Origin of the sequence: Pseudomonas sp. 22526, assembly GCF_052044735.1 — a bacterium.
Taxonomy (GTDB): domain Bacteria; phylum Pseudomonadota; class Gammaproteobacteria; order Pseudomonadales; family Pseudomonadaceae; genus Aquipseudomonas; species Aquipseudomonas piscium.
On the sequence record NZ_JBQENK010000013.1, the window covers coordinates 19475 to 41807 of the forward strand.

Consider the following 22333-nt stretch of genomic DNA (forward strand, 5'->3'; position numbering starts at 1 on the left):
GCTGATATGGGCATCAGACAAATCTTAAATTTGCTGATGAGTTGATAGGTAGGAGCTAATGCTTTAGGAGGGGGTGTAGTTCTACTGTTTGCGAGATTGCTTTTGTGTTTTATCTATTAAGTTTGTTATGGGTTATGGTTTAAGTCGTTTCTCTTAAGTGTTGTATTTCGGCTGAGGGGGCGGTGCTGGGTTTATAGGGGCTATATTTATAATTTATGTAGACTGTTGTTAGAAAAAACTCGGGGGCATCGCAGTAGTCATCGATGTATTGGTACTGCCTCATATACTAATGCTGTTTGAATATGCAGTAATCGAGGTTTGCCCGGCATGCGATTTGAGGCGACGAGATGTAGGGGGAAGGGGGAATGTGCTCGGTCGGCAGAACGCCGGAGGATGGGGGCGAAGCATGCGTCATTGGCATGACGCCGATTGGGTCGGGGATTTGCCGGGGCGTACAGAATTCAATCGCGAGCGCCTACTTTCAGGGCGCGTCCGAAAACAGGCGGAAGCGACGGCTTGTCGAGGCGGCCGCAAGCTTGTCCGCCAGAAACGAAAAAGCCCCGAATAATCGGGGCTTTAGCGTGACGAATATGGCGGAGGCGATGGGATTCGAACTCATGGACCTGTTACAGTCGACGGTTTTCAAGACCGTTGCCTTAAACCACTCGGCCACACCTCCGTTTTTGTTGCGGGCGCCATAATACCTGAATGAAACACACTGTCAAACTCTGCGCATGGCTTGTTGCAGAGCGTCTGTTATGATCTTTGCCACTGAACGTTTCAAACCAACAGGAGTGTCGCCATGCGCGAACAGGATTACGCAGTTAATAACAGCGTGCAGGCCGAGCAGCTAGAAGTTAGCCGCGTCCTGCGCAACACCTACGGCCTACTCGCTCTCACTCTCGCCTTCAGTGGCGTGATGGCTTACGTGGCCCAGCAGATGCGGGTCGGCTATCCGAACATCTTCGTGGTGCTGATCGGTTTCTACGGTCTGTTCTTCCTCACCAACAAACTCCGTGATTCGGCCTGGGGCCTGGTGTCGGCGTTTGCCCTGACCGGTTTCATGGGCTTCCTGCTCGGCCCGATCCTCAACCGTTACCTGGGCATGCAGGGCGGTGCGGAAGTGGTCAGCTCGGCCTTTGCGATGACCGCCCTGGTCTTCGGCGGCCTGTCGGCCTACGTGCTGATCTCCCGCAAGGACATGAGCTTCCTCGGTGGTTTCATCACCGCCGGTTTCTTTGTCCTGCTGGGTGCAACCCTGGCCAGCCTGTTCTTCCAGATCAGCGGCCTGCAACTGGCGATCAGCGCCGGCTTCGTGCTGTTCTCCTCGGTGTGCATCCTGTACCAGACCAGCGCCATCATCCATGGCGGCGAGCGTAACTACATCATGGCGACCATCAGCCTGTATGTATCGATCTACAACCTGTTCGTCAGCCTGTTGCAGCTGTTCGGCATCATGGGCCGCGACGACTGATCGCCAGCCTTGAAACAAAAAAGCCCGCTTCGGCGGGCTTTTTGTTGTCTGCGATCCGGTCGTCCGGCCAGGGTCAAGCCGGGACGTGGCAGGGCCCGCAGACTTTGCTGCTATCCAGAGGCGTTATTCGGCAATGATCAGGCTGCCGTCGGTTTGTTGCTGATAGATGGTGTAGGGCAACAGCAAGGTGTCGAGCACGCCTGAAACGGCCATGTCGAGCAGGATGGCCTGGGTCGAGGCCGGGCCGGTGGGAATTCTTCCGTTCTCTGGCACCGGGGCGTGCATGCTGCAGAAGTCATAAGTCACGCCACTGTAGATACGCGGGACTCCACCGCAGTAGGATTTTCGTTCCTTGAGTTTCTGGCTGGCCACCGCATCCTCCCTGAAGACGGTATCGATGGTTCCACAACCTGAGAGCATCAATGCCGCCAGTAACAGAAAAGGGGTTTTCACGGTGCGAATCCTTCGTCGATGAGGCCTTGAGTCTAGCCAGTTTTTTGGACGCCAGGGGCAAGCGCGGTTTGTGAGCTCAGGCATTACGCCATCGGCGGCAATCGCCGTTTCACCGGGCTTTTCTTGACGATCGCGGTGTTGGTTTCCGCGCAGCTGTTGAGGTGGTCGAGCAGACTGTCCAGTTGCTCCATGTCGCGCACATGCAGGCGGGCGATAAAGCAGTCTTCGCCTGTGACCTTGTCGCACTCGGTGAACTCGGGGATGGCCAGGATCTGTCGTTCGACTTCCTGGAGTTTCCCCGGCAGCGGCCGGATGCGCACGATGGCCTGCAATTGATAGCCGAAGAACCTCGGGTCGACTTCGACGGTATAGGCCTTGAGTACGCCGCGTTCTTCCAGGCGTCGCAGGCGTTCGGCGACGCTGGGCGAGGACAGCCCGCTGATCTGCGCCAGGGCCTTGAGCGAACGGCGCGAGTCTTCCATCAGGGCACTGATCAGCGCCTGGTCAATTTCGTCGATCATGTCAGCCTCATTAGGTAAAACCTAAGAAATACCTTGATAAAAAAGGTGTAAGCCGATTTTAGCCTGCCGTTGAGTCTTGAGCGGGGCAGGAGCCGATTGTCATACTTTTGGCACTTGTTGAGGAGAATGATCATGGACAAATTGTTACGCCGCGGCTCACTGGAAATGACCGCCGCCATGCTGATTTCCGGGACCATCGGCTGGTTCGTGCTGGTGTCCGGGCAGCCGGTGCTGGACGTGGTGTTCTGGCGCTGCGTGTTCGGCGCCGCGACCCTGCTGCTGATCTGTGCCGGCTTCGGTTTTCTGCGCCCCGGCATCCTGACGCGCACCACCTTTCTCCTTGCTGTGCTCAGTGGTGTCGCCATCGTCGGCAACTGGGTGCTGCTGTTCGCCTCCTATTCCCGGGCCTCGATCGCCATCGGCACCGCGGTCTACAACGTCCAGCCGTTCATGCTGGTGGGGCTGGCGGCGCTGTTCCTCGGCGAGAAAATCACCGCGCAGAAACTGTTCTGGCTGAGCATTTCCTTTGCCGGGATGCTGGCGATCGTCAGTGCCCATGGCGAGCAGGGGGCGGGGGGCAACGACTATCTGCTGGGGATCGCCCTGGCGCTGGGGGCGGCCCTGCTGTATGCCTTCGCCGCGCTGCTGATCAAGCGCCTGACTGGCACGCCGCCGCACCTGATCGCGCTGATCCAGGTCTGCACCGGGGTGTTGCTGCTGGCGCCCTGGGCCAATCTTTCCGCGCTGCCCGCGGCGCCGGGTGCCTGGGCCAGCCTGCTGACCCTGGGCATCGTGCACACCGGGGTGATGTACGTGCTGTTGTACGGTGCTATCCAGAAACTGCCGACCGCGCTGACCGGTGCGCTGTCATTCATCTACCCGATCGCGGCGATCTTCGTCGACTGGTTCGCCTTCGGCCATCGCCTGGAATTGCTGCAATGGATCGGCGTGATCGCCATCCTGCTGGCGGCGGCCGGCATGCAGCAGGGCTGGGGCCTGGGGTTGCGCCGTCGGGTGGCGGCGCAATAAGCGCATGGGACCAAGCAGACGCTGTGACTGAGCGATTGTTTGCTACTCTGCGGTTCTTCCATCCCGTTTCGCCGAGTACAGAACATGCCGATATCCGACGCCAGTCCTGAACCGCAATCCGTCTGCAACCCTATTACCCGCAGCGCGATTTTTATCGTCGCCACCCTGGCCCCCGGCAATGAGGCGGCCGCCAAGGTGCGGGGCTGGTGCGAAGACGTGGCGGGCCTCACCCGTTCGGTCGGCAAGCGGGTGCCCGCGGGGAACCTGTCGTGCGTCTGCGGCTTTGGTTCAGCGGCCTGGGACCGGCTTTTCGGCGGCCCGCGCCCGGCTTCCCTGCATGCCTTCCGTGAGTTCGGTCCGCAAGAGCGTCGGGCCATGGCGACTCCCGGCGATATCCTGCTGCACATTCGCGCGGACCAGATGGACCTGTGCTTCGAGCTGGCGACGCAACTGATCGCGGCGCTGGGCGATGCGGTCGTGGTGGTCGATGAGGTGCAGGGTTTCCGCTATTTCGACATGCGCAGCATCATAGGTTTTGTCGATGGCACGGAAAATCCGGTCGGGCGCAAGGCAATCGAGTTCACCCTGATCGGTGATGAAGATCCGGCCTTCAGCGGCGGCAGTTATGTGCTGGTGCAGAAGTACCTGCACAACATGAACGCCTGGAACGAGCTGTCGGTCGAGGCGCAGGAGCGGGTGATCGGGCGTACCAAACTGGCTGATATCGAGCTCGAGGATGCAGTCAAGCCGACCTCTTCCCACAGTGCCTTGACCACCATCACCAAGGATGGCGAAGAGGTGAAGATCCTGCGCGACAACATGCCGTTCGGCCGGCCGGGGGCGGGGGAGTTCGGCACCTATTTCATCGGCTACGCGCGCTCGCCGGAACCCATCGAGCAGATGCTGGAAAACATGTTTGTCGGTCGGCCGGCGGGCAACTATGACCGCTTGCTGGATTTCAGCACGGCGGTGACCGGTGGCCTGTTCTTCGTGCCTTCGGCCGATCTGCTGGAAGCCTTGGCCGAACGCCAGCCCTGACCCGGATGCAACGAGCCCACGAGGTGAGGGCCTCGCGGGCTCGTTGCATCTGGCAGATTGAAACCACAAACCGGGAAAGGCGCCGGACCTTCACCGGTGCGGCCAGCAATCAGTGACTGCTCATCCCGGCCATCTGCATCATCAGCCGCAGCAGGCTGGCCACTGCACCCAAGGCCAGCACACTGCCAAGCCAGATGCCCACCAGCCACGCCAGCCGCCGATACCAGGGGGCAGCCGGACCTTCAGTGCTCGATACCTCAGAGCCTTCCATAAGCCATCTCCATCATCAGTGCGGTGGCGGCGGCCAGCATGACCAGCCCGCCAAGGAACAGCAGGCTCAGCTGCGCCACCTGCTGGTAGAACGGCCTCGACCTGGCAGGGGTGCGAAGGGTTTCGCTGTCAATGGTAACCATCGCCGATCCTCACTTTGCCGCGGAACACGTAGTAGCTCCAGCAGGTGTACATCAGGATGATCGGCAGGATGAACAGGGTGCCGATCAGGATGAACAGCTGGCTGGACGGGGGCGATGCGGCCTGCCACAGGCTGATGGAAGGCGGCACGATGTTCGGCCAGATGCTGAAGGCCAGGCCGATGTAGCCAAGGAACACCAGCGCCAGGGTGAATACGAACGGCCAGTGCGAGTGATGCTGGCGCAAGGTGCGCAGCAGCCCGAATAGCGCCAGCAGCGCGAGAACTACAAGAGCGCCGAAGACCAGGATATGCGCGTGGGTGAACCAGCGGCTGGCGATCTCCGGATGCAGCACAGGCGTCCACACGCAGAGCACCGCGACCACCGCCATCAGCACGAACGCCAGTGGCCGGCTGTAGTGGCGCATCCGCGACTCCAGCATGCCTTCGGTCTTGACCAGCAGCCAGGTGCTGCCCAGTAGCGCGTAGGCGACGATCAGGCCCAGGCCGCAGAACAGCGGGAACGGCGCCAGCCAGTCGAGATTGCCGCCGGCGAACTGGCGATCGACCACCGGGATCCCGGCGATGTAACTGCCAATCACTATGCCCTGGCAGAAGGTCGCCAGCAGCGAGCCGCCGATGAACGCCATGTCCCAGATATGGCGTTTTTCCGGGCTGGCCTTGAAGCGGAACTCAAAGGCCACGCCGCGGAAGATCAAGCCGGCCAGCATGAAGATCAGCGGCAGGTACAAGGCTTCCAGAGTCACCGAATAGGCCAGCGGGAAGGCCCCGTACAGCGCCGCGCCGCCGAGGATCAGCCAGGTTTCGTTACCGTCCCAGACCGGCGCCACGGTGTTCATCATCACATCGCGCTCCTGCGCGTCCGGGATCAGCGGGAAGAGGATACCCAGTCCCAGGTCGAAGCCATCCATGATGACGTACATCATCACCCCGAAGGCGATGATCACGCCCCAGATCAACGACAGATCTATACCTTGAATGCCCATGGGCAAGCTCCTTGTTCAGTTGGCAGGGTTGCCGGACGCGAAGGTCTCGGGAACGGCGGACAGCGGCCGGCGCGGCGTGCGGTCCTGGCCGGGGCCGCCTTGTGGCGGATGATCGTGATGGGGCTGCGGGCCCTTGCGGACCAGCTTCATCATGTAGGCGATGCCTACGGTGAATACCGAGAAGTAGATCAACACGAACAGCGCCAGGGAGATGCTCAGTTGGCTGACCGAGTGGTTCGACGCCGCGTCGGCGGTGCGTTGCAGCCCGTACACCACCCACGGCTGGCGGCCGACCTCGGTGGTGATCCAGCCGGCCAGCATGGCGATCAGCCCGGTCGGGCCCATGCACAGCACCAGGCGCAGGAACAGCCGGTTGCGGTACAGCGCGTCGTTGCGGCGCAGAACCAGGCCGAGCAGCCCGGTGAGGATCATCAACATGCCCAGCCCGGCCATGATCCGGAAGCTGAAGAAGATGATGGTCGCGTTCGGCCGGTCCTCTTTCGGGAAGCTCTTGAGCGCCGGGATCTGCTTGTCCAGGCTGTGGGTCAGGATCAGGCTGCCGAGGTAAGGCACTTCGATCGCATAACCGGTCTTCTCGGCGTCCATGTCGGGGATGCCGAACAGCACCAGCGGCGTCGGTTGGTTGCCGATGTTTTCCCAGTGGCCTTCGATGGCGGCGATTTTCGCCGGCTGATGTTCCAGGGTGTTCAGGCCGTGGGCATCCCCGACCACCGCCTGGATCGGCGCGACGATCAAGGCCATCCACATCGCCATCGACAGCATCTTGCGCACTTGCGGCGTGTCGTTCTTGCGCAGCAGGTGCCAGGCCGCCGATGAGCCGACAAAAAACGCGGTGGCGACGAACGCGGCGATCGCCATGTGCGCCAGGCGGAAGGGGAACGACGGGTTGAACACTATGGCCAGCCAGTCCATCGGCACGATCCGCCCATCGACGATGGAGAAGCCCTGCGGCGTTTGCATCCAGCTGTTGGAGGCGAGGATCCAGAAGGTCGAGATCAGCGTGCCGATGGCCACCATGACCGTGGAGAAGAAGTGCAGCCCACGGCCGACCCGGTTCCAGCCGAACAGCATCACCCCGAGGAAACCGGCCTCGAGGAAAAATGCGGTCAGCACCTCATAGGTCAGCAGGGGCCCGGTAATGCTCCCGGCAAAGTCCGAGAAACGGCTCCAGTTGGTGCCGAACTCATAGGCCATGACCAGCCCGGAGACCACCCCCATGCCGAAGTTGACGGCAAAGATTTTCGACCAGAAGTGGTACAGGTCCTTGTAGACCGAATTATTGCTTTTCAGCCAGAGGCCTTCGAGCACGGCCAGGAAGCTGGCCAGCCCGATGGTGATGGCGGGAAAGATGATGTGGAACGAGACCGTGAACGCGAATTGGATTCGCGCCAGGTCGAGCGCTTCCAGGTTTGACATGACGATACCCTCAGAGTGGCTCGATAGCTGTGCACAGCCCGGCCGACCGCGGTGAGCCTTGCGGCTCGCGGTCAACGGCAGTGCAGGTTTCGAAAGGGCCGGGGNCCCCGGGCAGGTTCAATCGACGGAGGACTGGATCAGGTTGCTGGCCGGCGCCGGTTCAAGGCGGATCGCGATGAACTTCGAGGTCGGGGTGAAGGTGCGGTCGCCGTAGCTTTCCAGCGGCACCAGAGGATTGGTTTCCGGGTAGTAGGCGGCGGCCTGGCCGGCTGGAATGTCGTAGGCGATCAGGGTGAAGCCGCTCACCCGGCGCTCGCGACCGTCGCCCCACAGCGAGATCAGGTCGACCTTCTGCCCCGGCTCGTAGCCCAGCTGGCGAATGTCCTGCTCGTTGACGAACACCACGTCGCGCATGCCGTAGACCCCGCGATAACGATCGTCCAGGCCATACAGGGTGGTGTTGTACTGGTCGTGGGAACGCATGGTCTGCAGGATCAGCTGCGGCTTCACCTCCAGGTCGCGCACGCCCTTGCTCACCAGGTGTTCCGGCAATACGCCGGGGGTGAACTGGGCCTTGCCGGTGGCGGTTTTCCAGATGCGCTGGGCGGCGTCGTTGCCCAGGTGGAAACCACCGGGGTGCAGCAGCTTTTTATTGAAGTCCTTGAAGCCGGGGATGGTGTCGGCGATCAGGTTGCGGATCCGGCTGTAGTCCTCGATCACCCAGAGCCAGTCGATGGGGTGGCTGCCCAGGGTGGCGTTGGCGATCCCGGCGATGATCGCCGGTTCCGAACGCATCAGCGGCGACTTGGGTTTCAGCTGGCCGTGGGAAATGTGCACCATGCTGAAGGTGTCTTCCACGGTGACGCCTTGCGGGCCCTGGGCTTGCAGGTCGATATCGGTGCGCCCCAGGCACGGCAGGATCAGCGCCTCGCGACCGGTGACCAGGTGGCTGCGGTTGAGCTTGGTGGCGATGTGTACGGTCAGCTCGCAGTTGCGCAGGGCCGCGTGGGTGCGCGGGCTGTCGGGGGTGGCCTGGGCGAAGTTGCCCCCCAGGCCGATGAACACCTTGGCGCGACCTGCTTCCATGGCGGCGATCGCCATCACCGTGTTGTGCCCGTGCTTGCGCGGCGCCTTGAAGGCAAAACGCGCCTCCAGGGCATCGAGCAACTCGGCGGGGGCCAGTTCGTTGATGCCCATGGTGCGGTCGCCCTGCACGTTACTGTGGCCGCGCACCGGCGACAGCCCGGCGCCCGGACGGCCGATATTGCCGCGCAGCAATTGCACGTTGACCACTTCCTGCACGGTCAGCACCGAGTGGGTGTGCTGGGTCACACCCATGGCCCAGCACATGATCACCCGCTTGGCCTTGCGGTACATGCGGGCGGCCAGTTCGATGTCCTCCAGGGACAGGCCGGACTGTTCGAGGATGTGCTCCCAGCTGGTGGCGTCGACCTCGGCCAGGTAGGCGTCCAGGCCCGAGGTGTGCTCGGCGATGAAGGCGCGGTCGAACACCGCCTCGCCGTTGTTGGCCAGGGCTTCGCGTTCCCACTGCCAGAGGAACTTGGCGATGCCGCGCATGGCCGCCATGTCGCCGCCCAGGGCCGGGCGGAAGTAGGCGGAGGAGGTGGGCTCGGAGCCGTTGGTGAGCATTTCCAGCGGATGCTGCGGGTGCTGGAAGCGTTCCAGGCCGCGCTCTTTCAGCGGGTTGAAACAGATCACCTGGGCGCCACGCTTTACCGCTTCGCGCAGCGGTTCGAGCATCCGTGGGTGGTTGGTGCCAGGGTTCTGGCCGATGACAAAAATGGCGTCGGCTTCCTCCAGGTCATCGAAGGTCACCGTGCCTTTGCCCACGCCGACGCTGTCGTCCATGCCCAGGCCGCTGGCCTCGTGGCACATGTTCGAGCAGTCGGGGAAGTTGTTGGTGCCGTAGGCGCGCACGAACAGCTGGTAGAGGTAGGCGGCCTCGTTGCTGGCACGGCCCGAGGTGTAGAACTCGGCCTGGTCGGGCGACTCCAGCCCGTTCAGGTGCTTGGCGATCAGGGCGAAGGCATCGTCCCAGCTGGTTTCGACGTAGCGATCCAGGCTGGCGTCGTAACGCATGGGGTGGGTCAGGCGGCCCTGGTATTCGAGCCAGTAGTCGCTTTGCGCCGCCAGCGCCGACACCGTGTATTTATTGAAAAAGGCCGGATTGACCAGGCGCCCGGTGGCTTCCCAGTTGACTGCCTTGGCGCCGTTCTCGCAGAACTTGACCATGCCGTTTTCCGGCGATTCGCCCCAGGCGCAACCCGGGCAGTCGAAACCGCCGTTCTGGTTGGTCTTGAGCATGGTGCGAATGTTCTTGAAAGCGTTTTCGCTGCCCAACCAGTTCCTGGTCACGGCAATCAGCGCGCCCCAACCGGCGGCTGCTCCCTTGTAGGGTTTGTAGCGTTCAACTTCGCTCATGGTTCTTCTCCAGGACATCGCACGTAGGCTGTGCCTAATGACTGTTTTGTTGTGCGGTTAAATGCGTTTTTATTTGAAGCCAGTTACAACTCATGCGCATTTATTCACTTCACGGGTGCCGCTCAAGTACTACGGGAGCAAGCCTATGTTGGCCGTGAAGTGCCTGTCTAATCGCTATTAATGACCATATGATCGAGATCCTCTATCAAGGAAAAAACCAAAATAAATCAATGGATTATTTGTTTAAGATGACGTGCTTTCAGGCGCTTTTCCGCTTGATAGATCCTATTGATCAACCGGTTGTTAATAGCGATTAGACGGCGCTTTTAATTGAACTTAGTCTTGCCGCAACAAGGCCCCATATATAAGGGTGGCCTTCCAATAACAGCCCTCGGGTCGATACGCCTGAAGTGTTGATGGAGGCGGTAATGTCAGATCGAATCCTGCGGGATGGTTTTTCCAGGCGAGTCGACTATCTGCGGATGTCGGTGACCGACCGCTGCGACTTTCGCTGTGTGTATTGCATGGCCGAAGACATGCAGTTCCTGCCGCGGCAACGCATCCTGACCCTGGAGGAGCTCTATCAGCTGGCGCACAGTTTCGTCGCCCTGGGCACCCGGAAAATCCGCCTGACCGGGGGCGAACCGCTGATCCGCCCGGGAGTCGTCGAGCTGTGCCGGCGCATCGCCGCGCTGCCGGGGCTGCGCGAGCTGTGCATGACCACCAATGGCTCGCAGTTGGGCAAGCTGGCGGCGCCCTTGTTCGAGGCCGGGCTCAAGCGCCTGAACATCAGCATCGACAGCCTCGATGCCAGGCGTTTTCGCGAGCTGACCCGCACCGGCGACCTGGCCCAGGTCATCGCTGGCATCGATGCGGCGAATGCCGCCGGTTTCCAGCACACCAAGCTCAACTGCGTGGTGATGAAAGGGCGCAACGATCACGAGATCAACGACCTGGTGGGTTTTGCCATCGACCGTGGGCTGGACATCTCCTTTATCGAAGAGATGCCCCTGGGGGTGATCAGCGAGCACAGCCGCGCCGATGCGTTCTTTTCCAGCGCCCAGGTGCGCGAGCGCATCGCCGAGCGCTACACCCTGATCGACTCCACCGAATCGACCCAGGGGCCGTCGCGTTACTGGCGCCTGGCCGAGGCGCCGGAGATTCGCCTGGGGTTCATCTCGCCCCACAGCCACAACTTCTGCGCCACCTGCAACCGGGTGCGGCTGACCGTCGAGGGCCGGCTGCTGCTGTGCCTGGGCAACGAGCATTCGGTCGACCTGAAGCAGGTGCTGCGCAGCCATCCGGGCGAGCCGGAGCGCCTGGAGCGGGCCATTGTCGAGGCGATGAAAATCAAGCCGTACCGCCACAACTTCGAACTCAATGACGAGGTGCAAGTGGTGCGGTTCATGAACATGACCGGCGGCTGATCCGCGCGGTTTCTTTCTCTGCAAAAAGGCTGTCTTGCGATGATCGTCAGATCCAAACCCAACCTGATCAATGTGCTGATTTCGCTCAAGGGCTCGATCGCCAAGCGCATCGCCCTGCGCAGCCTGCTGGTGACCCTCCTGGCCTCGGTGATCGTGTTTATCGAGACCCTGTACCCGGCCTATTTTTCCAGGGTCAACGCCACGCCCTTCACCCTGTTGGGCCTGTCGCTGTCGATCTTCATGAGCTTTCGCAACAACGCCTGCTACGACCGCTGGTATGAAGCGCGCAAAGCCCTGGGCACGCTGGTGACGGAGGTGCGCTCGATGATCCGCGAAACCCAGGCGATCAAGGATCCGCGGCAGCGCGGCAAGATCCTGCGCGACCTCTGCGGCTTCGCTCATGCGCTCAACGCCAGGCTGCGCCAGGAAGACGAACTGAGCGCGGCGGGCACCTGGCTGAGCCAGTCGCCGTCGGCCCAGGCGCCCAACGTGCCGGACAGCATCCTACGCCATGTCGGCCAGCAGTGTTCGGTGCTTGCCGAGTCGGGGGCGATCAACGAATGGCGCTACACGCTGCTGGCCAATCACCTGAGCAGCCTGACCAACGCCCAGACCATCTGCGAGCGGATCAAGGGCACGCCATTGCCCTTTCCCTACACGCTGTTGCTGCACCGCACCAGCTACATCTTCTGCATCCTGCTGCCCTTTGCCATGGCTGAGCCCCTGGGCTGGCTGACGCCGATCTTCACGGCCATCGTCAGTTATACGTTCTTCGGTCTGGATGCCATTGGCGACGAGCTGGAAGACCCCTTCGGCCGGGACGAGAACGACCTGCCGACCAATGCCCTGGTGCGCACCATCGAGCGCGAGGTGCTGGATGCCCTGGGGGCGACGCAGCTGCCGCCGGTGCTGCAGCCGGTGGACTTCGTGCTGAGCTGATCGGCGTCCACGCATTCGCCCCAGGCTTTCCCGGGCGACATCAAGCACTCAACCCAGCCAGCCGGCTGCGAGGATAACCATGAACCACGATTCCACCACCCTGACTCACCTGGACGTCGAAGGCCGGGCCAATATGGTCGATGTCAGCGACAAGCAGCCCACCGACCGCGAAGCCCAGGCCCAGGCCTGGGTGCGCATGCGGCCCGCCACCTTGCAGATGATCCAGCAGAACGGCCACCCCAAGGGCGACGTGTTCGCGGTCGCGCGCATCGCGGGCATCATGGCGGCGAAGAAAACCCATGAGCTCATTCCGCTGTGCCACCCCTTGATGCTCAGCTCGATTCACCTCGACCTGAAAGCCGTCGAGCCCGACAGCGTCAGGATAGTCGCCACTTGCCGGCTGAACGGCCGCACCGGTGTCGAGCTGGAAGCCCTCACCGCGGCCAGCGTGGCCGCGCTGACTATCTACGACATGTGCAAGGCGGTCGACCGCGGCATGGTTATCGACAGCATCCAGTTGCTGAAGAAACAGGGCGGACGATCCGGCACCTTCGAAGCGGGAGTCACGGCATGATTCTGATCAACTACTTTGCCCGTTATCGCGAGCAGCTCGGTATCGGCGGCGAGAAGATCGCGCTGGATGATTCGTTGCGCAGCGTCGGCGATGTGAGGGCATTGCTGATGGCCAGGGGCGAGACCTGGCAGGCGGTGCTCGGCGAAAACAGCCTGATGTGCGCGCTGAACCAGGACCTGTGCAACCTCGACGCGCCCATCGAGGACTTCGACGAGATCGCGTTTTTTCCGCAAGTCACCGGGGGCTGAGCCATGACCCTGCACGTCCAGGCCAAGGCCCTCGACCTCGATCGACTGCACCGCGAGGTGCACGGCGAGGACCCCTGCATTGGCGCGGTGGTGACCTTCGTCGGTTATGTGCGTGACCTGAACCTGGGGGAACAGGTCGGCAGCCTGTTCCTCGAACATTACCCGGGCATGACCGAACGCTCGTTGCAGCGCATCCTCGACCAGGCCAATCAGCGCTGGCCGCTGCAACGGGTAACGGTCGTGCATCGGGTAGGGCTGTTGCAGGTGGCCGAACCCATCGTGTTTGTCGGCGTCGCCAGCGCCCATCGGCAGGCGGCCTTCGAGGCCTGTGCCTTCCTGATGGACTACCTGAAGACCCGCGCGCCGTTCTGGAAGAGAGAGCAGACGCCATCTGGCGAGCGCTGGGTGGATGGCCGGGAGAGCGACCAACTGGCCGCCAGTCGCTGGTAGGGCAGGGAGGCGCCATGCGGCGCAGCACCTTTAGTCGGCCGTTGGTTCTTGTCCGGCAAACAGTTTCTTGGCTTCGGCAAAACACTTTTCGGCGATGGCCGAGCGCGGTTCGGTCTTGCGCATCACCAGGCCCAGGGGCGCCAGCACGCTGGCATCCGGCAGGTTGATGAACGCCAGGTTCTCGATCGGATTTTCCAGGGTGCTGGACAGCGGCATGATCGAGCAGCAGAAGCCTTCGTGGATGGCCTGGAACAGCTGATAGGTGGAATCGCTTTCGAGGATCGGCTGCGGGTCGAGGCCGCGGCTGCGGAAACTCAGGTCGATGGATTTGCGGTAGTGCATGCCATTGCTGATCATCCCCAGGGGCAGCTCGGCGGCTTCTTCCCAGCTCATTTCGCTGCCTTCGAAATGGAAGTGGCGGGTGTCGTACAGCAGGCCGACACGGGTTTCGCCGATCTCGAAAAACTCGAAGTAGTTCGGGTTCACGTGGTCCAGATAACACACGCCCAGGTCCAGCTGGTTGTTGCCCAGGCCTTCGATGATCTGGTCCGAACTCATGGACGACAGGGCGAACTTGAGTTCCGGGAAGCTCCGGGACAGCCCCTGGACGTAGCCGATCGGGTTGAAGCTGCTCAACGGCACCAGGCCCAGGCGCAGGCTGCCGACCAGTTGGCCACGGCACGCGGCGGCCTCGGCGAACAGCCCGTCATGGGCGGCGAGCAGGGTCCGCGCCCAGGCCAGCACCCGTTCGCCGGCCTCGGTGAAACCTTCGAAACGCTGGCCGCGCTTGACCAGCACCAGGTCCAGCTCGTCCTCCAGATTGCGCAAGCGCATGGACAGGGTGGGCTGGGTAATGTGGCAACGCGCAGCGGCCTGGCCGAAGTGTCGGGTCTGGTCCAGGGCGATAAGGAACTTGAGTTGTTTGATGTCCACGGTGGCACCTGTTGAAGAAGGGGTTGGATGTCAGGGGGAAGGTCGCTGTCCAGGATGCACGAAGTGCCTGAACATCCTGATCCGACCTTTGGAGGAAAAGACTGTGCGCCCGTTCGGTGGCACGCGGAGCTGTTAAAAAAGCGCTGTTAAAACACGCCGTTAAAAAAGTAGTTCAGGGGTATTGAAGTTGCTCAGGCGCGGGTCGTCCTCGGCGCAGACCAGGGCCTGCGGCCGGTGCTTCGACAAGGCCCGCTGCAGGCTGCGTTCGCCGGCGTCCCAGTCTTGTTGCAGGCTCGCCAGCAAGGCCTTGGGGATCAGGCTGAACATGGGTTGCCAGTGGCCGGCCTGTTGCACCATCAGCACCGAGTCCGGGGCGGGGCGCGCCGCCAGCATGGCGCCGATCAGGGCGCCATCGATTTTCGGCGCGTCGCAGGCGAACACCAGCAGCCAGGGATGACGCGCCACCGCCAGGCCGGCGAGCACGCCCGCCAGCGGGCCCGGGAAATCCTTCTGCGAATCCTCCACCAGTTGGTCGGCATAGACCCGGTACTGCTCGGCGTTGCGGTTGCAGGAGATGATCAGGTCGTCGCTGAAGGGCCGGACCGCCGCCTGCACATGGGCGATCAGCGGCTTGCCCTGCCAGGGCAGCAGGCCCTTGTCCCGCCCGCCCATGCGCGCGCCACGGCCTCCGGCCAGCAGCAGTACCGAGCAGGGGATGGACGAAGGGGAGGCAGGGCAGGTCGGGGTCATGGTTCAAGGCACGCTGGTTGGGTATCGGGACGATCTCATTGTCGCCCCTGCGAGTCCAATCGGAAGTATCGAATGGGCAATCAAAAGGCTCTATCGGCCGTGGATTCCACCAGCGCCGACCCGCGTTTTCCAGGGAAAAAATCCTTGATAGATGGGCTCGATAAAGTGGTCGGCCAGAGTGATTAGACACTGACGGTTTCAGCGCTTTAGCCTCTGGCCATGGTTTTTATGACTGCCCGCCGGAGAAAGACATGAGTGTGAAATCGGATGCATTGTTTGTCCCCCTGAATATTGCCGTGCTGACCGTCAGCGATACCCGCGAATACGCCACCGATACCTCCGGGCAATTGCTCGTCAGCCGCCTGCTGGAAGCCGGCCACACCCTGAGCGAGCGCAACCTGCTCAAGGATGACCTGTACAAGATCCGCGCCCAGGTCGCCCTGTGGATCGCCGATGAGAATATCCAGGTGGTGCTGATTACCGGCGGCACCGGCTTCACCGGACGCGACAGCACGCCCGAGGCGGTGGGCTGCCTGCTGGACAAGCGGATCGACGGTTTCGGCGAACTGTTCCGGGCGATCTCCATCCTCGATATCGGCACCTCCACCGTGCAGAGCCGGGCCCTGGCCGGGCTGTCCAACGGCACCCTGGTGTGCTGCCTGCCGGGCTCCACCGGCGCTTGCCGAACGGCGTGGGAAGGTATCCTTGCCGAGCAGTTGGACGCCCGCCATCGGCCGTGCAATTTCGTGCCGCACCTCAAGCAGGTGCAAGCCTGCGGGACCCGCGGATGAGCCCGTCACCGCTGATGCCGGTGGAGGAGGCCATCGCCCGCTTGCTGGCCATGGCCGAGGCGCAACGCCTGCAGGACAGCGAGCCGGTGGCGCTGGGCGAGGCGCGGCAACGGGTGCTGGCCAGCGACCTGGTGGCGACCCTGGACCTGCCGCCCTGGCCGAACAGCGCCATGGACGGTTATGCCTTGAACCTCGATGGCTGGGACGGGCAGCCGCTGGCGGTGTCGCAACGCATTTTCGCCGGCCAGCCCCCGGAGCCATTGCTGCCGGGCAGCTGCGCGCGAATCTTCACCGGCGCGCCGCTGCCCCCGGGCGCCAACAGCATCGAGATGCAGGAGAACGTCGAGCTGCTTGATGACGGTCGCGTTCGCTTCAAGCAGCCGCTGAGGGCCGGCCAGAATATCCGCGCCCAAGGCCAGGAGAACCGCGCCGGGCAAGTGCTGCTGCGCGCCGGCAAACGCCTGGGGCCTTTCGAACTGGCCATCGCCGCGGCCCAGGGCTGTACCCATCTGCCGCTGGTGCGGCGGCCACGGGTGGCATTGCTGTCCACGGGCGATGAACTGGCCGAGCCGGGCACGCCCTTGCGCCCCGGCTGCATCTACAACAGCAATCGCACCCTGCTCAGCCACTGGCTGAGTGCCCTGGGTTGCGAGGTGATCGATGCCGGGATTCTCCCCGACCAGCCGCAACAGACCCGGCTGCGCCTGGAGCAGTTGCAATGCGCCGCGGACCTGATTCTGACCACCGGCGGCGTGTCCGCCGGCGACGCCGATTGCCTCGGCCAGGTGTTGCGCGAGTGCGCCACCCTGGTGTTCTGGAAGCTCGCGATAAAACCCGGCAAGCCGCTGACCGTGGGGCGCTTCGGCAGGGTGCCGGTGATCGGCCTGCCCGGCAACCCGACCTCGGCCCTGGTGACCTTTGGCCTGCTGGCCCGGCCTTACCTGTTGCGCATCCAGGGCGTCGAGGAGGTCATGCCATTGAGCTTCCCGGTCAGCGTCGGCTTCGACTGGCCGAAAGCGGGCAGCCGCCGCGAGTACCTGCGGGCCAGGCTGGAGGAGGGCCGCGCCGTGCTGTATCCGAACCAGAGTTCCGGGGTGTTGCTGGGCGCTTCCTGGGCCGATGGGCTGGTGGAGATCCTCGAGGGCAGCACCTTGCGGGCCGGTGAGCCGGCGCGGTTTATTCCGTTCAGCGAATTGTTCTAGCGGGCGCTACTTGGGCGGCGGGCGCGGGGCCCTCAGATCTTCCAGTGCTCCGCGCTTTTCGCCAGGCGCTGGCGCATCTCGTTGAGGTTGGCCACCAGTTGCCGGGTCAGCAGGCGGTAGCCGTCCAGCGTGCTGTCGACCGAGGGGGCGAGGGCGGAGGACGCCTTATCCTCCAGGGGCCGTCCCAGGCGTTTGGTGGCGCCGGATTGCAGGGCGCGGGCCATGCCCACCAGCTGGATGCGCACCTGCCGGTGCTCGTGCTTGAGCAGCTGTTGCAGTTGCTCGCGGGCCTGTGGGTCGCTGAGGTTCGGCCGGGTATTGCCGAGGATTTCCAGGGTGCTGAAGCACATGCGCAGGTTGCGCTGGATGGCGTCCAGTTCGGTCATGGAGATCCGCACTTCCTTGGACACCGAGGGCATCAGCGAGCGCAGTTGCAGCAAGGTGCTGTTGAGGCGCCCGAGCAACTTCAGGTGTTCATCGTCGGTCACCGACTGGCCGCCGATGATGCGTCCGTAAAGGGTGGCGCAGTCGCGCAAGGCGCTGGCCAGGTTGTAGCGCCAGGAATACACCGCATACAGCGGAATGGCGAAGGAGAAGGCCAGGGCCAGGGCGATGCCGATCAGGATGTCCACCGTGCGCCACAGGCCATCGCTGACGTGGTTGTCGCCATGGCCGGCGACGATGAACACGGTGATCGCCGCCAGCAGCGCGGTGTAACCGCCCTTGCCGATAGCGTGATAGGAGAAATACCCGCACACCACCGACATGCCCAGGTAGGTCAGCCAGGACATGCCCAGGTAAGCCTGCTGCACCACCAGCACCAGGCCGACGCCCGCGCCGATCAGGGTGCCGATGGCCCGTTCCGCGGCCTTCTTGCCGATATTGCCGTGGTGCTGCAAGCCGCCGATCACCACCAGCATGGTCACCGACGCCCATTCGCCGTGGGGCAGATTGAGGCCGGTGGTCAGCGCGATGGTGGCCAGCAACCCCAGGGCCACACGCACCGCATGGATCAGCTTGGCGTAGCGGTAGCGCCGATACGGGTCCAGTACCGGGAGCAGGAACCGACGCAACAGCGGTGGCAGGCGCAAGGATCGCCAGGAGTTCAGCAGGCCCAGGGGATCTTCTCCATTTCTAGAAAATGTAATCGGTGGTCAGGAAGCTCGACTCGCGGTTACGGATGATGTCGCTGATCAACTCCTTGTTGCTCTCCTGGAACTTGGTGGCCACCAGGGTGCGGATCGAGAAGGTGCGCAACGCGTCATGCACAGACAGCGTGCCTTCGGCGGAGTTCTTGCGCCCGTTGAACGGGTAGGTGTCCGGGCCGCGCTGGCACTGGGCGTTGAGGTTGATCCGCCCGACCTGGTTGGCGAAGGCGTCCACCAGCCGCCCGACTTGTGCCGGTTGGGTGCCGAAGATACTCAGCTGCTGGCCGAAGTCCGATTCCAGGACGTAGTCGATCACGGTTTCCAGGTCGCGATACGGCACGATCGGCACCACCGGCCCGAACTGCTCTTCCTGGTACACGCGCATCTGGCTGTTCACCGGGTACAGCACCGCCGGGTAGAAGAACGACGCCCGCGATTCGCCGCCGCCGGGGTTGACCACCTTGGCGCCCTTGTCGATGGCGTCGGCCACCAGGGCATGCAGGTAATCGACCTTGCCCGACTCCGGCAGCGGCGTCAGCGCCACCCCCGGTTCCCACGGCATGCCCGGCTTGAGGCTGAGCAGCTTGGCGTTGAACTTCTCGATGAAGGCATCGACCAGGGTTTCGTGGACGAAGAGGATCTTCAGCGCGGTGCAGCGTTGGCCGTTGAACGACAGCGAGCCGGTGATCGCCTCGTTGACCGCGTTATCCAGGTCGACCTCCGGCAGCACAATGCCGGGGTTTTTCGCGTCCAGGCCCAGGGCGGCGCGCAGGCGGTGCGGCTTGGGATGGAGTTTCTTCAGGTCGCTGGCGGCCTTGTTGGTGCCGATAAAGGCGAAGATATCGATCTTGCCGCTGGCCATCAGGGCGCTGACGGTTTCCCGGCCGCTGCCGTAGATCACGTTGATCACCCCGGCCGGGAAGCTGTCGCGGAAGGCTTCCAGCAGCGGGCGGATCAGCAGCACGCCGAACTTGGCCGGCTTGAACACCACGGTGTTGCCCATGATCAGCGCCGGGATCAGGGTGGTGAAGGTCTCGTTCAGCGGGTAGTTGTAGGGGCCCATGCACAGGGCCACGCCCAGCGGCACGCGGCGGATCTGGCCGAGGGTGTCCTGTTCCAGCTCGAAGCGGCTGGAGCGGCGGTCGAGTTCCTTGAGGGCGTTGATGGTGTCGACGATGTAGTCGCAGGTGCGGTCGAACTCTTTTTCCGAGTCCTTGAGGTTCTTGCCGATTTCCCACATCAGCAGCTTGACCACCGCCGAGCGCTGTTCGCGCATGCGCCCGAGGAAGGCTTCGACGTGCTGGATGCGTTCGGCCACGCGCATCGTCGGCCAAGCGCCCTGGCCACGGTCATAGGCGCGCACGGCGGCGTCGAGGGCGGTCAGCGCGGTGTCGGCGTCGAGCAGCGGGGTGCTGCCGAGAATCACTTGCTCGTCGCCATTGGCGGTGGCCAGGTACACCGGGCTGCGCACCAGCGCCAGGGGCCCGTTCCAGGTCTTCAACTGACCCTCGACCAGGTACTCGCGTTGCTCGACCTGACCGTCCAGGCGGTACTGCTCGGGGATGTCGGCGGCGACGGGAAACAGGGTGTTCAACAGATGGGCTGTGGTCATGACTCTATTCCGTAATGGCAATGGGCAATGCACCGGCGGGCTGGATAGCGCGCCGGCACTGACGGGCGAGACAGGTCTTCAAGGCTTGTTTCTACGGGTATACGCCTTGATGTCTCGGGTCTTTAGCAAAAAGCTGGGCCAAAATGGCGGAAAGTCGTGTAGCAGAGCTGTGATGGTGTGGTTCTTTGGGCCAAGAGTAGCCGCTTTTTCCCTTGGAAAAACAGCCTTTGTTGCAACCGGCGCTGAACAATTGGCGGAGCGGCTTTGGGGTGTTGCCGGCCTGGCGCTTGAACGAACGGCGGAAAGACAGGCTTTGCTTCTGTAGGAGCGAGGCTTGCCCGCGATAAGGGCGACGCGGTTTGCCTGGTACACCGCGTTATCGCTCATCGCGAGCAAGNNNNCGATAGCCGCATAGCGGCGGTTGCGCCAACCCATCGCCCTCGCGGGGCTGGCCGCAGATGCCCCCCTCGCTGGCCCGCAATGCCCTCAGGCGGTGGCGGCGCCTGCCTTAGTGTTGGCTCTGGGTCGATCCCGACCGTCACCAGAGAGGAACACCATGCCGGCGCCGACTGCCTCGCTGCTGTCTTTATCCATCGCCAGGCTGTATCGCCTGGGGCGCGTCGCGCTGTGCCTGGCGCTCGGCGGGCTGCTGGTTGCCTGTGGCGACCAGCCCGCGCCGCCATCGGCCACCGCGGTGCAGCAGCTGCCCGACGATTCGGCGCTGGCGCGGATCTACGACAGCAGCTGCAAACTCTGCCACGCCAACCCGGCGTCCGGCGCGCCGCTGACCGGCGATGTCCAGGCCTGGCGGCCACGCATCGCCCAAGGCGCCGACACCCTGCTGGACCACAGTATCAATGGCTATAACGGCATGCCGCCGATGGGCCTGTGCATGCAGTGTTCCGAGGAGCAGTTCCTCGCCCTGATCCGCTTCATGTCCGCACAAGACCTCCAATAACCCGGCACAGGGACACAGGCATGACCATGCACCTCACACGACGTCAGTTGCTGCAACGCGCAGGGGTAGCCGGAGTGTTCAGCGCCCTGGCCAGCAACCCGCTGCTGGCCGAGCTGGCGCGGGCGCCACGGCTGATTCCCTGGCGCAACTGGTCCGGCGCGCAAAGCTGCCTGCCCCTGGCGCGGCTGGCGCCCAAGGACCTGGACGAGCTGGTGCAGGTGATTCGCCAAACCCCGGGCAAGATCCGCCCGGTGGGCTCGGGGCATTCCTTCAGCGCCCTGGTGCCCACCGACGGCACGCTGCTGTCGCTGAGTTTTTTCAGCGGCCTGCTCAGCCACGATGCCGCCACCTTGCAGGCCGAGTTCGCCGCCGGCACGCCGATGTCGCGCATGGGCGCGCCGCTCAAGGCGATCGGCCAGGCCCTGCCGAACATGGCCGACATCGACTACCAGACCCTGGCCGGGGCCATCGCCACCTCGACCCACGGCACCGGGGTCGGCTTCAAGTCCTATTCGGCCCAGGTCTGCGGCCTGCAACTGGTGACCGCCAGCGGCGAGGTGCTGGACTGCGACAGCAGCCGTAACGCCGAGGTCTTCAGCGCCGCGCGGGTGTCCCTCGGCGCCCTGGGCGTCGCCACCCGGGTGCGTTTGCAGAATCGTCCGGCCTATCGCCTGCGGGAAAAACAGTGGATCGCCAAGACCGAGGAACTGCTCGAAGACCTGGCGAAAAACACCCGCGACAACCAGCACTGGGAAATGCTGGTGGTCACCCATTCCGACTACGCGCTGTCGATTGCCCTGAATGAAACAGAGGACCCGGCGACCCCGCCGGTGGACCCGGCGGAAGAGGGCGGCAACGAGTTCGTCAGTCTGATCGAGAACCTCGACAAATACCTCAGCGACTTTCCCGAAACCCGCCGCACCCTGCTCAACAGCCTGCGGCATTTCGCCAGTTTCGATGACCGGGTCGGCGACTCCTATGAGGTCTACGCCAACGTGCGCAACGTGCGCTTCAATGAAATGGAGTACTCGGTGCCGGCCGAGCACGGCCCGGCGTGCCTGCGGGAAATCCTCAAGCTGATCCGCGACAAGGACCTGCGCACCTGGTTTCCCATCGAGTACCGCTACGTCCAGGCCGACGACATTCCCCTGAGCATGTTCGAGGGCCGCGACAGTTGTTCGATCTCGGTGCACCAGCACTACGGCATGGATCACCACAACTTCTTCGCTGCCGTCGAGCCGATTTTCTGGAAGTACGCCGGCCGCCCGCACTGGGGCAAGTTGCACAGCCTCAACGCCCGGCAGTTGCAGGCGCTGTACCCGCGCTGGCGCGAGTTCACCCGGGTGCGCGAGGCGCTGGACCCCGGCGGCAAGTTCCTCAATGCACACCTGTCGTCCATCCTGGGCGTGGTCTGAAGGGAGATAAATAGGATGAATCGACGCAACTTCCTGCTCGGTACCGCGGGTGTCGGCGCGTTGTTGGCGGGCGTGG

Annotated in this window: 24 protein-coding genes and 1 tRNA gene; 13 read left to right on the plus strand and 12 right to left on the minus strand. The window is 63.2% G+C overall.

The features are described 5' to 3' along the window. Positions 1–591: 591 nt before the first annotated feature. Positions 592–679, minus strand: a tRNA-Ser gene (locus ACTJKT_RS19885). Positions 680–802: 123 nt separating this feature from the next. Between ACTJKT_RS19885 and ACTJKT_RS19890 the strand changes: the two genes are divergently transcribed. After that, positions 803–1474 carry a Bax inhibitor-1/YccA family protein gene (locus ACTJKT_RS19890; protein WP_007929309.1) on the plus strand — a complete coding sequence of 224 codons (672 nt, stop codon included), beginning with the start codon at positions 803–805 and terminating at the stop codon, positions 1472–1474. 123 nt (positions 1475–1597) lie between these two features. On the opposite strand, the gene ACTJKT_RS19895 is transcribed toward ACTJKT_RS19890, so the two are convergent. Continuing rightward, positions 1598–1927, minus strand: coding sequence for a YceK/YidQ family lipoprotein (locus ACTJKT_RS19895; RefSeq protein ID WP_106697970.1), 330 nt, complete (start codon positions 1925–1927; stop codon positions 1598–1600). An 83-nt stretch (positions 1928–2010) separates the two neighbouring features. Next, positions 2011–2448, minus strand: coding sequence for an Lrp/AsnC family transcriptional regulator (locus tag ACTJKT_RS19900; RefSeq protein ID WP_023964513.1), 438 nt, complete (start codon positions 2446–2448; stop codon positions 2011–2013). Positions 2449–2580: 132 nt separating this feature from the next. On the opposite strand from ACTJKT_RS19900, the gene ACTJKT_RS19905 reads away from it, so the two are divergent. Next, the gene (locus ACTJKT_RS19905; protein ID WP_440788259.1) at positions 2581–3477 is read left to right on the plus strand and encodes a DMT family transporter; all 897 of its coding nucleotides are present in this window, start codon (positions 2581–2583) and stop codon (positions 3475–3477) included. A gap of 84 nt (positions 3478–3561) precedes the next feature. Next, complete coding sequence (locus ACTJKT_RS19910) at positions 3562–4515, plus strand: Dyp-type peroxidase (RefSeq protein ID WP_440788260.1); 954 nt, start codon at positions 3562–3564, stop codon at positions 4513–4515. A gap of 109 nt (positions 4516–4624) precedes the next feature. Here ACTJKT_RS19910 and ACTJKT_RS19915 read toward each other — a convergent pair whose 3' ends face one another. The 5 genes from ACTJKT_RS19915 to ACTJKT_RS19935 form a co-directional block, all read right to left on the minus strand. Beyond that, positions 4625–4786, minus strand: coding sequence for a DUF2474 domain-containing protein (locus ACTJKT_RS19915; RefSeq protein ID WP_080693440.1), 162 nt, complete (start codon positions 4784–4786; stop codon positions 4625–4627). Then, on the minus strand, positions 4773–4928 hold the full coding sequence (locus ACTJKT_RS19920; protein ID WP_440788261.1) for a hypothetical protein: 156 nt from the start codon (positions 4926–4928) through the stop codon (positions 4773–4775). The genes ACTJKT_RS19915 and ACTJKT_RS19920 overlap by 14 nt, the downstream gene beginning before the upstream one ends. Next, a complete protein-coding gene (cydB, locus tag ACTJKT_RS19925) occupies positions 4915–5931 on the minus strand; it encodes a cytochrome d ubiquinol oxidase subunit II (RefSeq protein ID WP_440788262.1) in 1017 nt (338 codons plus the stop codon). The genes ACTJKT_RS19920 and cydB overlap by 14 nt, the downstream gene beginning before the upstream one ends. 15 nt (positions 5932–5946) lie before the next feature. Continuing rightward, positions 5947–7368: a cytochrome ubiquinol oxidase subunit I gene (locus ACTJKT_RS19930; RefSeq protein ID WP_440788263.1), complete on the minus strand. Its 1422-nt coding sequence runs from the start codon at positions 7366–7368 to the stop codon at positions 5947–5949. A gap of 117 nt (positions 7369–7485) precedes the next feature. Next, positions 7486–9810: an FdhF/YdeP family oxidoreductase gene (locus tag ACTJKT_RS19935; protein WP_440788264.1), complete on the minus strand. Its 2325-nt coding sequence runs from the start codon at positions 9808–9810 to the stop codon at positions 7486–7488. A 428-nt stretch (positions 9811–10238) separates the two neighbouring features. Here ACTJKT_RS19935 and moaA point away from each other — a divergent pair, with 428 nt between their 5' ends. From moaA to moaE, 5 genes are all read left to right on the plus strand, one after another. Next, positions 10239–11237, plus strand: coding sequence for a GTP 3',8-cyclase MoaA (moaA, locus tag ACTJKT_RS19940; RefSeq protein WP_053279863.1), 999 nt, complete (start codon positions 10239–10241; stop codon positions 11235–11237). A 39-nt stretch (positions 11238–11276) separates the two neighbouring features. Beyond that, positions 11277–12176, plus strand: a complete 900-nt coding sequence (locus tag ACTJKT_RS19945) for a bestrophin family protein (protein ID WP_440788265.1) — start codon at positions 11277–11279, stop codon at positions 12174–12176. A gap of 79 nt (positions 12177–12255) precedes the next feature. Further along, positions 12256–12750 carry a cyclic pyranopterin monophosphate synthase MoaC gene (gene moaC, locus ACTJKT_RS19950; RefSeq protein WP_440788266.1) on the plus strand — a complete coding sequence of 165 codons (495 nt, stop codon included), beginning with the start codon at positions 12256–12258 and terminating at the stop codon, positions 12748–12750. Continuing rightward, positions 12747–12998 carry a MoaD/ThiS family protein gene (locus ACTJKT_RS19955; protein ID WP_440788267.1) on the plus strand — a complete coding sequence of 84 codons (252 nt, stop codon included), beginning with the start codon at positions 12747–12749 and terminating at the stop codon, positions 12996–12998. Before moaC ends, ACTJKT_RS19955 begins: the two co-directional genes overlap by 4 nt. Positions 12999–13001: 3 nt before the next feature. Continuing rightward, positions 13002–13448 carry a molybdopterin synthase catalytic subunit MoaE gene (gene moaE / locus ACTJKT_RS19960; protein ID WP_440788268.1) on the plus strand — a complete coding sequence of 149 codons (447 nt, stop codon included), beginning with the start codon at positions 13002–13004 and terminating at the stop codon, positions 13446–13448. Between the two features lie 30 nt (positions 13449–13478). Here moaE and ACTJKT_RS19965 read toward each other — a convergent pair whose 3' ends face one another. Both ACTJKT_RS19965 and mobA read right to left on the minus strand, forming a co-directional pair. Beyond that, the gene (locus tag ACTJKT_RS19965; protein WP_440788269.1) at positions 13479–14381 is read right to left on the minus strand and encodes a LysR family transcriptional regulator; all 903 of its coding nucleotides are present in this window, start codon (positions 14379–14381) and stop codon (positions 13479–13481) included. 159 nt (positions 14382–14540) lie between these two features. After that, complete coding sequence (mobA, locus tag ACTJKT_RS19970) at positions 14541–15131, minus strand: molybdenum cofactor guanylyltransferase MobA (protein ID WP_106697965.1); 591 nt, start codon at positions 15129–15131, stop codon at positions 14541–14543. 251 nt (positions 15132–15382) lie between these two features. Between mobA and moaB the strand changes: the two genes are divergently transcribed. Both moaB and ACTJKT_RS19980 read left to right on the plus strand, forming a co-directional pair. Then, positions 15383–15922, plus strand: coding sequence for a molybdenum cofactor biosynthesis protein B (moaB, locus tag ACTJKT_RS19975; RefSeq protein ID WP_009049721.1), 540 nt, complete (start codon positions 15383–15385; stop codon positions 15920–15922). Then, positions 15919–17124 carry a molybdopterin molybdotransferase MoeA gene (locus tag ACTJKT_RS19980; RefSeq protein WP_440788270.1) on the plus strand — a complete coding sequence of 402 codons (1206 nt, stop codon included), beginning with the start codon at positions 15919–15921 and terminating at the stop codon, positions 17122–17124. Before moaB ends, ACTJKT_RS19980 begins: the two co-directional genes overlap by 4 nt. Before the next feature lie 32 nt (positions 17125–17156). Here the strand turns inward: ACTJKT_RS19980 and ACTJKT_RS19985 are convergent, their stop codons facing one another. Both ACTJKT_RS19985 and ACTJKT_RS19990 read right to left on the minus strand, forming a co-directional pair. Then, positions 17157–18197: an FUSC family protein gene (locus ACTJKT_RS19985; protein ID WP_440788369.1), complete on the minus strand. Its 1041-nt coding sequence runs from the start codon at positions 18195–18197 to the stop codon at positions 17157–17159. A 61-nt stretch (positions 18198–18258) separates the two neighbouring features. Beyond that, the gene (locus ACTJKT_RS19990) at positions 18259–19884 is read right to left on the minus strand and encodes an NADP-dependent glyceraldehyde-3-phosphate dehydrogenase (protein ID WP_440788271.1); all 1626 of its coding nucleotides are present in this window, start codon (positions 19882–19884) and stop codon (positions 18259–18261) included. Between ACTJKT_RS19990 and ACTJKT_RS19995 the strand changes: the two genes are divergently transcribed. The 3 genes from ACTJKT_RS19995 (at position 19883) to ACTJKT_RS20005 (ending at position 22257) form a co-directional block, all read left to right on the plus strand. Continuing rightward, the gene (locus ACTJKT_RS19995; protein ID WP_440788272.1) at positions 19883–20209 is read left to right on the plus strand and encodes a hypothetical protein; all 327 of its coding nucleotides are present in this window, start codon (positions 19883–19885) and stop codon (positions 20207–20209) included. The genes ACTJKT_RS19990 and ACTJKT_RS19995 overlap by 2 nt on opposite strands. 231 nt (positions 20210–20440) lie before the next feature. Further along, positions 20441–20842: a c-type cytochrome gene (locus tag ACTJKT_RS20000; RefSeq protein ID WP_440788273.1), complete on the plus strand. Its 402-nt coding sequence runs from the start codon at positions 20441–20443 to the stop codon at positions 20840–20842. Between the two features lie 86 nt (positions 20843–20928). Continuing rightward, on the plus strand, positions 20929–22257 hold the full coding sequence (locus ACTJKT_RS20005) for a D-arabinono-1,4-lactone oxidase (RefSeq protein ID WP_440788370.1): 1329 nt from the start codon (positions 20929–20931) through the stop codon (positions 22255–22257). The last annotated feature ends 76 nt before the right edge of the window (positions 22258–22333 follow it).

Coding starts and splice junctions, on each gene's coding strand:
- ACTJKT_RS19890 (WP_007929309.1), top strand. CDS start 803: ATGCGCGAACAGGATTACGCAGTTAATAACAGCGTGCAGGCCGAGCAG.
- ACTJKT_RS19900 (WP_023964513.1), bottom strand. CDS start 2,448: ATGATCGACGAAATTGACCAGGCGCTGATCAGTGCCCTGATGGAAGAC.
- ACTJKT_RS19905 (WP_440788259.1), top strand. CDS start 2,581: ATGGACAAATTGTTACGCCGCGGCTCACTGGAAATGACCGCCGCCATG.
- ACTJKT_RS19910 (WP_440788260.1), top strand. CDS start 3,562: ATGCCGATATCCGACGCCAGTCCTGAACCGCAATCCGTCTGCAACCCT.
- ACTJKT_RS19915 (WP_080693440.1), bottom strand. CDS start 4,786: ATGGAAGGCTCTGAGGTATCGAGCACTGAAGGTCCGGCTGCCCCCTGG.
- ACTJKT_RS19920 (WP_440788261.1), bottom strand. CDS start 4,928: ATGGTTACCATTGACAGCGAAACCCTTCGCACCCCTGCCAGGTCGAGG.
- cydB (WP_440788262.1), bottom strand. CDS start 5,931: ATGGGCATTCAAGGTATAGATCTGTCGTTGATCTGGGGCGTGATCATC.
- ACTJKT_RS19930 (WP_440788263.1), bottom strand. CDS start 7,368: ATGTCAAACCTGGAAGCGCTCGACCTGGCGCGAATCCAATTCGCGTTC.
- ACTJKT_RS19935 (WP_440788264.1), bottom strand. CDS start 9,810: ATGAGCGAAGTTGAACGCTACAAACCCTACAAGGGAGCAGCCGCCGGT.
- moaA (WP_053279863.1), top strand. CDS start 10,239: ATGTCAGATCGAATCCTGCGGGATGGTTTTTCCAGGCGAGTCGACTAT.
- ACTJKT_RS19945 (WP_440788265.1), top strand. CDS start 11,277: ATGATCGTCAGATCCAAACCCAACCTGATCAATGTGCTGATTTCGCTC.
- moaC (WP_440788266.1), top strand. CDS start 12,256: ATGAACCACGATTCCACCACCCTGACTCACCTGGACGTCGAAGGCCGG.
- ACTJKT_RS19955 (WP_440788267.1), top strand. CDS start 12,747: ATGATTCTGATCAACTACTTTGCCCGTTATCGCGAGCAGCTCGGTATC.
- moaE (WP_440788268.1), top strand. CDS start 13,002: ATGACCCTGCACGTCCAGGCCAAGGCCCTCGACCTCGATCGACTGCAC.
- mobA (WP_106697965.1), bottom strand. CDS start 15,131: ATGACCCCGACCTGCCCTGCCTCCCCTTCGTCCATCCCCTGCTCGGTA.
- moaB (WP_009049721.1), top strand. CDS start 15,383: ATGAGTGTGAAATCGGATGCATTGTTTGTCCCCCTGAATATTGCCGTG.
- ACTJKT_RS19980 (WP_440788270.1), top strand. CDS start 15,919: ATGAGCCCGTCACCGCTGATGCCGGTGGAGGAGGCCATCGCCCGCTTG.
- ACTJKT_RS19995 (WP_440788272.1), top strand. CDS start 19,883: ATGACTCTATTCCGTAATGGCAATGGGCAATGCACCGGCGGGCTGGAT.
- ACTJKT_RS19990 (WP_440788271.1), bottom strand. CDS start 19,884: ATGACCACAGCCCATCTGTTGAACACCCTGTTTCCCGTCGCCGCCGAC.
- ACTJKT_RS20000 (WP_440788273.1), top strand. CDS start 20,441: ATGCCGGCGCCGACTGCCTCGCTGCTGTCTTTATCCATCGCCAGGCTG.